A 12,322-nucleotide genomic window follows, 5' to 3' on the forward strand; every position below is an offset into this window, starting at 1 on the left:
TTCCGTGCGAGATCCATGCGGCGTCCATGCACGCGACTGTCACAGTGCTGCCAAATCCCATCTCGGCGATTGGGGAATGCACCGATGAGGCCACGGCTCAAAGGCATCTCCTGGGAGCGGGTCGGGGATGAGCTGCGGCTGGTCTATGACCCACGCGATCAGCTGATCCTGGCCGACCCCGACGGGAGAGTGGAAAAGCTCCTGGGCCTCCTCATCGAGGGTGGCAGGACCGTCGCCGAGATCGCGGACGAGCTCTCGCTGGACGTGGCCGACGTACAGGGCGCCGTCACGGCGTTCGACGCCGAACGGCTGCTGGAGGACGGCGACCGCCTCGGCCGGCTGGAGCCTGCCGACGCCGAGCGGTACTTCAGCAACTTGGCCTTCTTCGAGTCGTTCAGCACCCTCCGCCTCAGCCAAGAAGACCTGCAGCGCCGCCTGCGCGAGTCTCACGTCCTGGTGCTCGGCACCGGCGGCCTCAACTCCAACACCATCCCGCACCTCGCCGGGCTCGGCGTCGGCGCGATGACGCTGCTCGACCGGGACACCGTGGAACCGCGCAACTTCGCCCGGCAGTACCTCTACCGCACGGACGACATCGGCGCGCGCAAGGTCGAGCGCGCCGCCGCGTGGGTGCGGGCCTTCGACCCCGCCATCCAGGTCGAGTGGGTCGAGACCGACATCGCCGGACCGGAGCAGCTCGTCGAGCTCATCCGCCGGGTCCGGCCCGATGTGGTGGCCTCGGGCATCGACCGGCCGAAAATGATCGACCTCTGGGTCAACGAGGCGTGCGTACGCAACGGCGTGCCGTTCGTCCGTGGCGGCATGTCGGTCACCACCGGCACGGTCTGGTCGGTGAACCCGGGCGTCAGCGCGTGCCGCGCCTGCGTACCGGCCGACCCCTCGAACCCGGCTGACTTCCCCGACCCCGACGATCCGGCCATCGCCGGCGCCATCGCCGCCACTCGCCTCTTCGTCAGCAGGCCGCAGCCCAACCGCGGGATCGGGCCGGTCGCCGGCCTGCTGGGGGCATTCGGCGCCTTCGAGGTGCTGCGTTACCTGACCGGCTTCGAGCCGCCGGCGTATGCCGGTCGGCCGCTCGACATCGACTTCGCGCACGGCTGTGCGACCAGTCAGGCCGAGTGGCCCCGTGACCCAGCGTGTGCGGTATGCGGAGGGAGGTGATCAACATGAAGATCGAGATCGTACGAGTCGAGAACGCCCGGCTCACGCAGAACGGCACCGACTCCTAAAAAATCGGCCAAGGGGCCGCACTCCTGATTTATCGGGATGCGGCCCCTCCCGCTTCCTGCCGACCGTGGAGAGATGAGAAGAATGGCCAGGTCCCTGGATGAGGAGCTGCGCGAGCGGGCCGCCCGGCTGACGGTCGCCTTCGACGGCGAGGCATGGATTCTCGGCCGCCCCGAGCTGGGCATTTTCGTCGCGGTGCCGGAGCCGGGCGCGGTCTTCGTCACCACGCTGCAGGAGACCGGCTCGCTCGACGAGGCCACCGCGCGGGCCGGCGAGGTCGCGGGCGAGCAGGTGGACGGCACGGACTTCGTCGACGGCCTCACCGCTGCGGGCCTGCTCGACCCGCCGGCCGCGGCGGGTGGGACGCGCGGGCAGCTCAAATGGATCGAAGGGGTCAGCTCCCGATCGGCGGCCCGGCTGTTCGGGCCCGTCGCCTGGTCGTGTTACGCGGCCGCCGCGGTCGTCGCCGTCTCACTCCTGCTGATCCGGCCCGATCTGCGTCCCTCCTGGGAGGACGCCTGGTTCCTGCCCAGCCCCGGCCTGTCCGCGTTCGGCTGGCTGCTGATCGGCATCGCGTTCGGCGCCTTGCACGAGGCGTGGCACTGGCTCGCGGGACGGGCGATCGGCGTGCCGGCGATCTTCCGGGTCAGCTATCGCGGCATATACGTCGTCTTCGAGACCGATCTCACCCAGATCGTCACGCTGCCGCGCAACCGCCGCCACGGCGTCTACCTGGCCGGAATGGCCATCGACACCGTGATCCTGGCCGTCGCGCTGGGGCTGCGGCTGCTCGACCCGCCCGGCGTCCTCGACGATCTCCTCGCCGTCTTGGTGCTCTCCCAGGTCGTCGGCATCATCTGGCAGTGGGCCGCCCTGCCGCTGCGCAGCGATTCGTACGCCCTGCTCGCGAACCTGCTGCGGTGCCACAACCTCTACCGGACGACCTGGCTGACCGCCAAGATCACGCTGTTCCGGCTCACCCGGGCCGAGACGGCCGAGCTGTCCGAGATGAGCGCGCGTGATCGCCAGGTCGCCCGGTGGTTCGTGGTGCCGTACGTCGCGGGGATCGCGGGCATGGTCTGGATATTCGTCACGGGCGTGCTGCCGTTGGTCGTCTCGCTGGGGCGCTGGGCCATGACGCAGCTCGGTGGCAGCACGATCGGCTCGGCGGGGTTCTGGGAGGCGCTCGCCGTGGCCGTGTACATCATCGTGCAGGTGGGTCTGCCACCGCTGCTGGCCCTTCGCGAGCGCCGGTTGCGCCGGGCCGGCGCACTCCTCTGAGGCGCCATGCCGGGCGGCCCGCCGGCACTGGTCGTGCGGATGGCGTGGGAGATTCTGCACGCCGCTGGTATCGATGCGGCGCCTCGCCCGGCCAGGCCGACCTGGCGGCGGTTCCCGACCGTCCAAGCCCACGCGATCATCGCCTGCGACTTCCTGGTGGTCGGGACGGAGTGTGACTTTCGGTGGTGAGTGACAGGACCCATCTTGTCCGTTTTTAACTAACGCCCCCAGATGGCCCGCTAGAGGCGGCGGCAGTTTCCGGGCCGCTTCGGGCGGTTGTCGGTCCAACCGGTTACGGAGGTCCAGATCTCGGAGTCCATGGTCCCGCCCTTGGCGAGGCCCACGGTGCTCTCTCCCGCCTTCGTGACCTTGGCCAGGATCTCACCGGTCAGGGGGTCCAGGATGGTCGTGTGGTCCTCGGCCACCTCGTCGTCCTCACCGAACTCCCTGAAGTACTCGCTGCCCTTGTCGAAGTCCACGGCGAGGCCGCTGCGGCCCAGCGGGTCTTTGACCGGCCCTCGAACATTGGTCGTGGGCAGGTCGGCGAGCAGGCGGAGGACGGCGGCCCGGGCCGCCGGGGTGAGGGGTGTCGCCAGCAGGGCGTCGGAATTGGCGATGGCATCCTCCAGCGTCTGCGTCGTCTCTGCCTTGGCCCGGTTGGTCTCCCAGCGGGCACGCAACCACGCGCGCAGTCCCTTGTCATCGGCGGGCAGCGCCGAGATCTCGGCCAGCGTGTACGGACGGAGCGGGTGAGCGCCGGGCCCGTGCTCTGGCATGACCTCGTGGGTGTACTGGCAGTCCCTGCTCTCCGCACGTATCGGCAGCTTCACACAGTCGGCCGCTTTCGTGCCGGGGGTGCACACACGCTGAACCTTGGCGGGCGATCCCCCGGCCCGCCAGACGCGTTCGTCGGCCGGAGTCGCCGGGCGCAGGCTCGGTTCCCCGCCCTGTGTCTGCACAGGGTTCTTGAGATCGCGCGGCAGCCAGACTTCTGTCCGCGACGAGGCCACCGCGTTGAAGGCGCGCCCCCCGGCCTGCACCCGTATCAGATAGTCGTTCTCCAGCGACCTGTGCCAGTACGCGCCCCGGTCGTCGGGCAACCGCACGACCTGGGCGGCCAGCTGGCGCAGTGCCTGGTTCCCCGCAGAGGGCACCAGCACGGGAGGAGGCACGGGGGCGGGCACGGCGATCATTTTCGAGACCAGCGCGACCACAGCGAGGATGACGACGACCGCCGCGGCCGTCAACATCGGTAGCCCCCGAAAGCCTCGACGCGGACGGATTGCAAAAGGATCTGCGACAGGCCCCAGGTTCTCCGGGGACACCAGTTCCGCGCCGGCGGAGAAAGCGTCGCGGAGTCGGTCTTCAACGCTTCGAGTCATCGCTCCTCCTGCAATTTCACGGCGAGCACCTTCAGCGCCCGGGATGCTGTCGATTTGACCGTTCCGCGGCTGACCCCCATCACCTGGGCGATCTCTGCCTCCGACAGGTCGAGGTAGAAACGCAGCACCAGCACCTCGCGCTGGCGTCGCGGCAGAGCCCGGACGGCCAGGAACACCTGTCGCCTGGTCTCCCCGAGCAACGCCGCCGCCTCTGCCGACCAGAAGGGAACCTCAGGTCGACCGTGGAAACGCCCGATGATCGCTCTGCGCCGCAGGATCATCCGGCACCCATTGACCACGGCAGTGCGCAGGTACGGCAGCACCTGCCCTCGGTCGGCCAGCTTGCTCCACCTGCGATACACCGCGGCGAACGCGTCCTGGACAACGTCCTCAGCGATTGCCTGGTCACCCAGCAGCAGGAAGGCCAACCGCACAAGGGCGAGCCGGTGGACGACGAATAACTCGGTCACGACCGTATCGGCCGATGCCTCGGCACCCGGGGGACCGGGTGGATCGTGGACGATCTCGGATTTCATGTCTTCTACATGCATAAGCCATCGAGGAGGTTGCGTCCCGCCACCACCTTCTTCTCCGGCGGAGCTCGGTTCCTCGACCCCGTTGCAGGCCAGGTCGCTCGAAACGAGAGGGCGGGCGACGAGCCGGAGGCCGAGGAGCGGATGGCGCGCGGCGCCGGTGACCGTCCACGGCTCCCACGAACCGGCACCCTCGCCACAGCCGGCGATGACCGGCGACGGGAGGAAGTGTCAAGTTGACTTGGCACTTCGCGGCCGGGCTGGACGCGCTGCCGGTCGCGCGGCCGCACCCGCTGGTACGCAACACCAGCCACCCGGCCCGGACCTGCCGGCTTTACGGAACTGGCCGCCCGCCTGCTGAAGGCCGCAGCATAAGCCGCCGGGGAGATCGGCGACCTGCTGCTGCGCCACTACTCGACATCCCTCGCCACGCTTGATCGGGTCATCCCGGCCCCATCGCCGGCGCCCGCGCAGCCCGGCCGGCGACCATGTAGCCGATGGACCGCCCATCGAGTCGGGCTCGATGGCATTAGGGGCGATCGGCGCGAGAGCGGCGGCGGCACCATGCGGAGCAGGTCCGCTGTCCCGCCGAGGTCGTCCGGGGGATCAACCGTCAGGTGGCGGCGATGGTGGCCTGGAGTGCGGTGTCCAGGGGGGTGGCGGTCAGGCCGAAGGTGTTCTCGAACGCTGAGGAGTCGACGACGAAGGGGCGGTCGAACTGGTAGCGGGTCTCTTTCAGCTCGCGGATGACGGGGTTGGTCAGCTCGAGGGCGAGCAGGATCGGCGCCGGGGGGCGGTTGAGGCGTGGGGCCGCTGCGCCGGCGAGTTCGCACAGCCGCCCGGCCAGGGCGCGGGCGGTCAGCGCGGGGTTGGTGGGGGTGTGCCAGGCGCGGCCCCAGGCGCGCTCGTCGGTGGCGGCGACGGCCATCGCGGCGGCGACGTCGGGCAGGTAGGTCCAGGAGTGGGGTTGGTCGGCGTCGCCGAGGAAGGAGGTGCGCTTGCCGGCGAGCAGCGAAGGCACGAAGCGGGTGCCGACGGGGGTCTGGTCGCTGGCGCCGGGGCCGAAGTAGTCGGAGCTGCGGATCTCGGTGACGCGAGCGCGGCCCGCCTGATGCGCGGCCAGCGCGTCGGTCCACATCTGGGTGCGGACACGGGCTTTGACGCCGGCGGGGTTCAGGGGGTGCTTTTCGGTCATCGGTGTGTTGACGGGGCCGTAGGCGTAGAGGTTGCCGGCGGTGACGAGCACCGCGCCGGTGGCTTCGGCGGTAGCGAGTAGCGCGGCGGCCAGCGGCGGCCAGTCTTGGGCCCAGCGGGTGTAGGCGGGGCCTGCGCAGTTGTGCAGGGCGTCGGCGCCCTTGACGATCCGGATGAGCTGCTCGCGGTCGTTGAGGTCGGCCGCGACGGACTCCACCCCGGCGAGGGCGGTGCCGGATCTGGTGATCACGACGACCTCGTGCCCTTGCGTGCGCAGATGCTCGGCAAGGTGCCTGCCGACCTGCCCTGCACCTGCGATGACGTGCTTGCCCATGGTGGTTCCTCTCGTGGATACTGCCGCTCTCTTATGAGAGCAATGCTCTCTCAACGGGTCGTACAAGTCAAGAGCACTGCTCTCAATTCAGGACACCGATCTAGCCGACGGCGCGACGAGTGCCTCTGAACTGGTAAAACGATCTGTTCGGGACTTAGGCGCATGAGCTGGCCCACTGGACGTGACAATGGCCGGGCCTACTCGTTCCGCAGCACGGTGGAGCGCGCCGCGGACCGCGCGGGGATCAGCGCGCCGAGGACCGCGATGACGATCCCGGTCAGGGCAAGCGCCGCCAGGTACGGTGCGTGCCAGACATCCTTCATGGGCTCAGGGAAGACGACCACGGTGACGCTGTCCACGAGCAGGCGGTGCGCCACCATCCCGAAGGGAATCCCGAGCAAGCCACCGACCGCGCCGGGCCAGGCCGCGGACGTCACCGTCATCACCGTGACCTGGCGCGGTGTCATCCCGATCGCCTTGAGTATGCCCAGGTCGCGGCGGCGTTCCCGGACGTTGAGCAGCACGGTGTTGAAGACGCCGAGCGCCGCGACGATGGCCAGTAACGCGGTGAACACCGACGACATGCCGACGACCGCCGTGGTGGCGAAGCTGCCCGAACTCACCAGCGACGGATTCAGGCCCGCATCGGCCGCCCGGACGGCATCCATGTAGGCCTGGGGGTCGGCATCAGGCGCGAGCTGGACGTAGTACTCGGCGGGCTTGGCGTCCGGAGCGAGCTCGGCCGCGGTGGGCCAGGTGGCGCCCACCGTTCGGGAGTCGCTGTCGACGAGCGAGCCGACGATGATCGCCGATACGTGGCGGCCGTCTCGCCGCAAGGTGACGCGGTCGCCGACCCTCAGTCCGTGCTGGGTGAGGAACCTCGGCCCCGCCACGATCTCCCGAGGTCCCTTCGGCCAGCGTCCTTCGACAATCTGGGACAGGAAGGCCGGTGGCCTGTCCCCGCGATAGAAATTGGCGAATCGACTCAGGGTGTATCCGGCGAGTTGCACCTGGACGAAGGCGCGAGCCGTCACCCCCTTCGCACCGGGGAGGGCGCGCAGCCGCGCCTCGATGCGGGGGTCGCTCAGCTTCGGGGCGGGCCGGCCGGTCTCGGGCCTGCCACCGACCTGGACATTGATCACGGCCCCGCCGGTCCGGCCCAGATTGCCTGCGGCGATCATGGTGCTGGAAGCACCGGTCGCCAACGTCGCCGTGGCGACCCCGAGCATCACGGCCGCCGCGGTGAGAGCGGTGCGACCCGGACGGGCGAACGGCAGCCCCAGTCCCAGACTCACCGAGCGCGGCAGCGGAGCGGCGGCGAGCCACCGTTGCGTGCGCAACCCGCGCCCGGCTTTCGGGGCGCTGCCCGCGCTGATCGCCTGGGCCGCGGGCAGCCGGCGTGCGCGCAGCGCGGGCACCAGCGCGGCGAGGGCGACGAGGGCGCACATGGCCGGCGGACAGGCGACGGACACCCACGGGCTGACGCCGACCACCGCGTTACCGGCCTGGACTCCGGAGAACGCCACGGTGAGAATCGGCGGTGCCAGCATGATGCCGCTCAGGGTGCCGAGCACGCATCCGCCGACCGCGGGCACGCCGATCATCATGAGATAGACCGCCATGACCTGGTTGGGGGTGAAGCCCAGGGCCTTGAGCACCCCGATGTGCCGGTATCCGGACACGACGGCCCCGCTGACCACATTGACGACGATCAGCACGCAGACCCCCAGGGCAAGAACGCCGAACACCGTCAGGAGCGGAAGGTAAGCGCCGGCCACGTTGGAGAATGCCAGCTTGAGCGCCAGATACGACTGAACGGTCGTGGTCACGCCCGCGGGCAGTCCTTGGCCTGCCTCGGCCAGGCCGGCCCGGATCTGCTGGTCCGTCGATGCCGAGGTGAAGCGGTAGAGCATCTGCCTGGCCTGCGGGCGCAGCGCGGTCATCTGCTCGGGTGTGACCCAGGCGCCGGCGGACTGGCTCATGCTGGTGGCGAAGCCAACGACGGTGAACGGCCGGGCGCCTTCGGCCACGACCTCAGCGCCCAGCAGGTCCGGGTCCGGGGTGCCCTGGTCGGCGAAGTTGACGACGATCTCACCGGGGGCGGTGGCCCAGCGGCCGATGCGGATGTCCACGCGGTCCACCGGCCCGCCCGGATCCGCCCGGCCCACCACCGTCAAAGGACCGGCCGCCTGCTGATACCAGTCCTTGGTGACGTCCAGGACCGCCTGGCCGAAGGGCCCGGCGGTGTCCTCGACACCGGCCCGCGTTGCCGTCCGCGCCACCTGCTCGTCGGTGACCTTCGCGGCATCGAAGGTCACCACGGCGTGAGCGCCGCGTTGCCGGGCGAACGCTTGGTCGAAGGGCGCTGAGGCGGCGACCAGCAGCGCCAGTGTCATCAGGACGGCCGTGGTCGCGATCAGCACCACGAAGCCGATGGCGGCGCTCTGGAATCTGCGGCGCCTCATGGCCGCGCGAGCCGTGCTCCATACGCTGCTGCTCCACCCGGTGCCCCGAAAGGTGCCCGCCAAGCCGCTCATGCGGCCGCTCCCGGCGCGCTGTCGGCCGCCACCCGGCCGTCGGTCATCGTGATCAGGCGACTGCAGGTGGCGGCCACCTGCGGATCATGGGTGACGATCAGCAGGGTCTGGCCGATGCGGTTGAGGTCGCTGAGCAGATCCATCACCTGCTCGCCCGAGTGGCTGTCCAGAGCGCCGGTGGGTTCATCGGCCAGCAGCAGCTCCGGCCGGTTCATCAAGGCCCTGGCCACGGCCACCCGCTGACGCTCGCCACCGCTGAGGGTCGCCGGGTAGTGGTTGCCGCGTCCGGCGACGCCGAGTTCGTCCAGCAGCTCCAGGGCACGCCGACGCGCACGGCGGGCCGGCGTCCCGGCCAACTGCGCGGCCAGCGTCACGTTGTCCACCACGGACAGGTCGTCGAGCAGATTGAAGAACTGAAAGACCATGCCGATGCGCTGCCGCCGGAACAATGCCAGCCCGGCCTCGCTCAACCCGCCCAGGTCCTGACCGCAGACCTCGACCCTGCCCGAGGTGGGGCGATCCAGGCCGGCCACCACGTTGAGCAGCGTGGACTTGCCGCACCCGGACGGCCCCATCACCGCGACCGCCTCACCGGCGCGGACTTCCACCTGCACCCGGTCCAGCGCCAGGACATCGCCGTACTGCCTGTGAACCTCGTCCAACCGCACGACCGTGGGTGGATGGCCGAGGTGATCCGTCGTCATGACAGGTGAACCTAAAGCGTGCGCTTCAAGCCCCGCATCGGACCGCGGTTGCCTTCGCACGCCACCGGTCATACCGCAGATGTACCTCCAAGGTCCGATGCCGGCGCCCACCACAGGGGCGTCCGATCGTCCGGCGCATCCGTGTGATGCTTCTGCCCGGCCGGCCGATCGGCGAAGGAGGATCACGCTGCCTTCCATGGCGTCGTCAAGCCGCCTCGGGCACGTGTGGGAGCATCGCGTCGATCTCCGCAGGGGTGGGAGGCGCGGCGCCCCGCCTCGTACAGACCACTGCGGCTGCGGCGATCGCGCGCCTCAGCGCGTGCGCGATCTGCTTGGGTGCGAGGGCGGGTGAGGTGAGCGCCGCGCCGGCTACGGCGAGGAACGCGGCGGCGAAGGTGTCGCCCGCGCCCACGGTGTCGGCGACCTGGACAGCAGGGGCCGCACAGGTGATGACGTGATCGCCGGAGATCGCGATCGCGCCGTCTCCGCCTCGGGTCACCACGACCAGGCGCTCGCCCGGCAGCCGGGACCAGCGGCGTGCGGCGTCGAGGTCGGGTTCGCCCGGGTACAGCCACCCGAGGTCATCCGCGCTCACCTTGACCAGCCGGGCCAGCCGTGTGCACTCCTCCACCAGCGGCAATGCGTTCGACCGGGGGCCGAGCAGCGCCGGGCGGATGTTCGGGTCGTACGACACGGGCACCCCGGCCGTCACGGCCGACCTCATAAGCCGTCGCACCTCTTCAGCTCCCTGGCCAACGAGCGTGGCGAGGGAGCCGGTGTGCAGGCATGTGACCCCAGAGAGCGGCACGCTCCCCGCGAGCCGCCAGCCGAACCTGAAATCGTAGGTCGCCGATCCGTCCCCGCCGATCCGGGCGATGGCCAGGTTGGTCGCCTGCGTGTTACGCAACTCGTCGGTGCGAACCCCGTGCCGGGTGAGATGGTCGCGCAGCAATGCGCCGAACATGTCCTCGCCGGTCTCGCTGACGTACCTGGTCGGCTGGCCCAGGCCGGCGAGCGTGACCGCGACGTTGAGCGGGCTTCCTCCCGGAACCGCGGTGAATCGCCAGTCCTCCGGCGAGCCGATGAGATCGGCGATGCTTTCGCCGACCACGAGAAAGGTCATGTGTCCTCCTGCACTGAGCGCGCCGGGATGACGCACTCGGTCGTGTGTGGGGCAGTGAGATCCGGAGTAGCCTCGGCACCGTGGCACGCACGGGTACAGCCGGGGACAACGAAGCCCGCGGCAGGGAAAAGCTGTTGAGCCGGATCGTCGGGTACATGTTGCAGAATGGCTCCGCGGCCGCGACGCTGCGCGAGCTCGCCAAGGCGGCGGGGTCGAACAACCGCATGCTGCTGTACTACTTCGGATCGACCGAGAACCTGGTCAAGGAAGCTCTCGATGCGGCGCTGCTGCAGTACCCGTCGATGAAGGATCTCGATCGGCACATCAGCCGCCTGGACATCCCGCTCGACGAGCGGTTGCGGGAGACCTGGCGAGCCGTATGCCGGGAGGAGAACCTGCCCTACCTGAGATTGCTGTTCGAATCCGTGGGGCTGGCGGTGCACCAGCCCGAGCGCATTCCCGGTCTTCTACGGCATTTCGGCCACGACTGGGTCACCACGGCCACCGCGGCGCTGCAGAACGACGGCCTGGCGCACGGCGACGCGAACGCGCTGGCCAGGGAGATCGTCGCATTGTGGCGTGGTCTGCAGCTGGACCTCCTCGCCACCGGTGACGTGGACGGGGTGACCGCCGTGCATGATCGGGCGGCCGCCGCGATCTCCCTGCGGGCCGCGTCACTGCGGGCTCACCAAGGCGCCGGCGCGGACCCGCTCGACGCCGTCCACGACGACGTCGCGGACGTCGGAGGGGCGCGCGGAGTAGGTCAGGGCTGACCACACGTCCTGGCAGCCGGCGAAGTGCGGCCGTGTGAGGTCGACCACCTGCAGTGTGGCGCGTTTGCCGGTTTCGAGCGTGCCGATCTCCCCGTCCAGTCCCAGTGCTTTCGCGCCGTGGACGGTGGCCAGCTCCACGGCCTGCCGTGCCGTGATCAGCCGGGGGTCGCCGGACACTCCCTTGTGCAGGGTGGCGGCCAGTTTGACGGCCGACCAGAGGTCCAGCCCGTTGCTGCTCGCCGCGCTGTCGGTGCCCAGGGCCACCGTCACGCCGGCCGCCAGGAGCTCGCCCACGGGGGCCACGCCACAGGCCAGCTTGAGGTTCGACCACGGACAGTGCGCGACGGACGTGCCCGTGGCGGCCAGGGTCTCGATGTCGGCGTCATCGAGGACGACCGCGTGCGCCACCACCGTGCCCGGCCCCAGCAGGCCGGTCTGCTCCAGCACCTGGATGGGCGAGGCGCCGTGCGCCTGGCGGACGTCGGCCACCTCCTTGGGGCTCTCGCTGGCGTGCACGTGGACGCGGCAGGCGTATCGCCTGGCCAGCGCGGCGACCTCCTGTAACTGGTGCCGGGTCAGAGCGTAGGTGCTGTGCGGCATGAGGACGGGCGCCGCGGTCGCGCCGGGAGGGTGGGCGGCCAGCCTGACCTCGGCGTCCCTGAGGGTCTCCGCGAACGAGCGCGGGTCGGGGTTGGCGAAGCCGGCGAATGTGGGGCCGGTGACGATCCGCAGTCCGTACGGCGCGGCCGCGGCCGCCGTCTCCTCGTCGAACCAGTACATGTCCAGCGCGGCGGTGGTTCCGGCCAGGATGGACTCGGCCGAGGCCGACGCGACACCGCGACGGACGGCGTCCCGGGTGAGGACCTTGGCCTCCTCGGTGGTGAGGCGGGAGACGAACTCCTCCAGCGTCACATCGTCGGCGATCCCGCGGAACTGCGCCATCGCCAGGTGGCTGTGGGCGTTGATCATTCCGGGCAGGACCGCGCAGCCGGTCGCGTCGATCTCGCGGGCCGCCGTGTACGCAGGCTGCTCGCTGTCCTTGCCGACAGCGGCGATCCGGCCGTCACGGACACCGAGGAAGCCATCGTCGAACGTAGCGTCCGCCGCGCTCATCGTCAGCAGCCGCCCATGGCGGATGACCAGGTCGAATGCAGGGGGTTCGTGGCTCAAACTGCGGCCCTTCCAAATTTGAGGCTTCCGCCCAGAGGGCTGA

General features: G+C 70.0%; 10 protein-coding genes. 3 read left to right on the plus strand and 7 right to left on the minus strand.

Annotated features, from left to right (window positions below):
- The first annotated feature begins 84 nt into the window (after nt 1-84).
- Both ABEA43_RS53670 and ABEA43_RS53675 read left to right on the plus strand, forming a co-directional pair.
- On the plus strand, nt 85-1,182 hold the full coding sequence (locus ABEA43_RS53670) for a HesA/MoeB/ThiF family protein (protein WP_345574550.1): 1,098 nt from the start codon (nt 85-87) through the stop codon (nt 1,180-1,182).
- Between the two features lie 150 nt (nt 1,183-1,332).
- A complete protein-coding gene (locus ABEA43_RS53675) occupies nt 1,333-2,529 on the plus strand; it encodes a hypothetical protein (protein ID WP_345574552.1) in 1,197 nt (398 codons plus the stop codon).
- A gap of 239 nt (nt 2,530-2,768) precedes the next feature.
- On the opposite strand, the gene ABEA43_RS53680 is transcribed toward ABEA43_RS53675, so the two are convergent.
- The 6 genes from ABEA43_RS53680 to ABEA43_RS53705 form a co-directional block, all read right to left on the minus strand.
- Nucleotides 2,769-3,779: a hypothetical protein gene (locus ABEA43_RS53680; protein ID WP_345574554.1), complete on the minus strand. Its 1,011-nt coding sequence runs from the start codon at nt 3,777-3,779 to the stop codon at nt 2,769-2,771.
- Nucleotides 3,780-3,907: 128 nt separating this feature from the next.
- Nucleotides 3,908-4,447, minus strand: a complete 540-nt coding sequence (locus ABEA43_RS53685) for a SigE family RNA polymerase sigma factor (RefSeq protein ID WP_345574556.1) — start codon at nt 4,445-4,447, stop codon at nt 3,908-3,910.
- Between the two features lie 610 nt (nt 4,448-5,057).
- Nucleotides 5,058-5,972: an NAD-dependent epimerase/dehydratase family protein gene (locus tag ABEA43_RS53690; RefSeq protein WP_345574558.1), complete on the minus strand. Its 915-nt coding sequence runs from the start codon at nt 5,970-5,972 to the stop codon at nt 5,058-5,060.
- Between the two features lie 197 nt (nt 5,973-6,169).
- Nucleotides 6,170-8,437 carry an ABC transporter permease gene (locus tag ABEA43_RS53695; protein ID WP_345574560.1) on the minus strand — a complete coding sequence of 756 codons (2,268 nt, stop codon included), beginning with the start codon at nt 8,435-8,437 and terminating at the stop codon, nt 6,170-6,172.
- A gap of 68 nt (nt 8,438-8,505) precedes the next feature.
- Nucleotides 8,506-9,213 carry an ABC transporter ATP-binding protein gene (locus tag ABEA43_RS53700; protein ID WP_345574562.1) on the minus strand — a complete coding sequence of 236 codons (708 nt, stop codon included), beginning with the start codon at nt 9,211-9,213 and terminating at the stop codon, nt 8,506-8,508.
- A 205-nt stretch (nt 9,214-9,418) separates the two neighbouring features.
- A complete protein-coding gene (locus ABEA43_RS53705) occupies nt 9,419-10,336 on the minus strand; it encodes a PfkB family carbohydrate kinase (RefSeq protein WP_345574564.1) in 918 nt (305 codons plus the stop codon).
- A 155-nt stretch (nt 10,337-10,491) separates the two neighbouring features.
- Here ABEA43_RS53705 and ABEA43_RS53710 point away from each other — a divergent pair, with 155 nt between their 5' ends.
- Entirely contained in the window at nt 10,492-11,109 is a 618-nt protein-coding gene (locus tag ABEA43_RS53710) for a TetR/AcrR family transcriptional regulator (protein ID WP_345574566.1), read from the plus strand.
- Here ABEA43_RS53710 and ABEA43_RS53715 read toward each other — a convergent pair.
- Complete coding sequence (locus tag ABEA43_RS53715) at nt 11,011-12,279, minus strand: amidohydrolase (RefSeq protein ID WP_345574568.1); 1,269 nt, start codon at nt 12,277-12,279, stop codon at nt 11,011-11,013. The two genes, ABEA43_RS53710 and ABEA43_RS53715, sit on opposite strands and share 99 nt — an antisense overlap.
- Nucleotides 12,280-12,322 lie beyond the last annotated feature (43 nt).

This window comes from Nonomuraea rosea (genome assembly GCF_039539705.1).
Lineage (GTDB): Bacteria > Actinomycetota > Actinomycetes > Streptosporangiales > Streptosporangiaceae > Nonomuraea > Nonomuraea rosea.

Excerpts from the sequence above, each read along its gene's own strand:
- ABEA43_RS53670 (WP_345574550.1), top strand. The coding sequence starts at position 85 with ATGAGGCCACGGCTCAAAGGCATCTCCTGGGAGCGGGTCGGGGATGAG.
- ABEA43_RS53690 (WP_345574558.1), bottom strand. The coding sequence starts at position 5,972 with ATGGGCAAGCACGTCATCGCAGGTGCAGGGCAGGTCGGCAGGCACCTT.
- ABEA43_RS53675 (WP_345574552.1), top strand. The coding sequence starts at position 1,333 with ATGGCCAGGTCCCTGGATGAGGAGCTGCGCGAGCGGGCCGCCCGGCTG.
- ABEA43_RS53695 (WP_345574560.1), bottom strand. The coding sequence starts at position 8,437 with ATGAGGCGCCGCAGATTCCAGAGCGCCGCCATCGGCTTCGTGGTGCTG.
- ABEA43_RS53680 (WP_345574554.1), bottom strand. The coding sequence starts at position 3,779 with ATGTTGACGGCCGCGGCGGTCGTCGTCATCCTCGCTGTGGTCGCGCTG.
- ABEA43_RS53685 (WP_345574556.1), bottom strand. The coding sequence starts at position 4,447 with ATGAAATCCGAGATCGTCCACGATCCACCCGGTCCCCCGGGTGCCGAG.
- ABEA43_RS53710 (WP_345574566.1), top strand. The coding sequence starts at position 10,492 with ATGTTGCAGAATGGCTCCGCGGCCGCGACGCTGCGCGAGCTCGCCAAG.
- ABEA43_RS53700 (WP_345574562.1), bottom strand. The coding sequence starts at position 9,213 with ATGACGACGGATCACCTCGGCCATCCACCCACGGTCGTGCGGTTGGAC.
- ABEA43_RS53705 (WP_345574564.1), bottom strand. The coding sequence starts at position 10,336 with ATGACCTTTCTCGTGGTCGGCGAAAGCATCGCCGATCTCATCGGCTCG.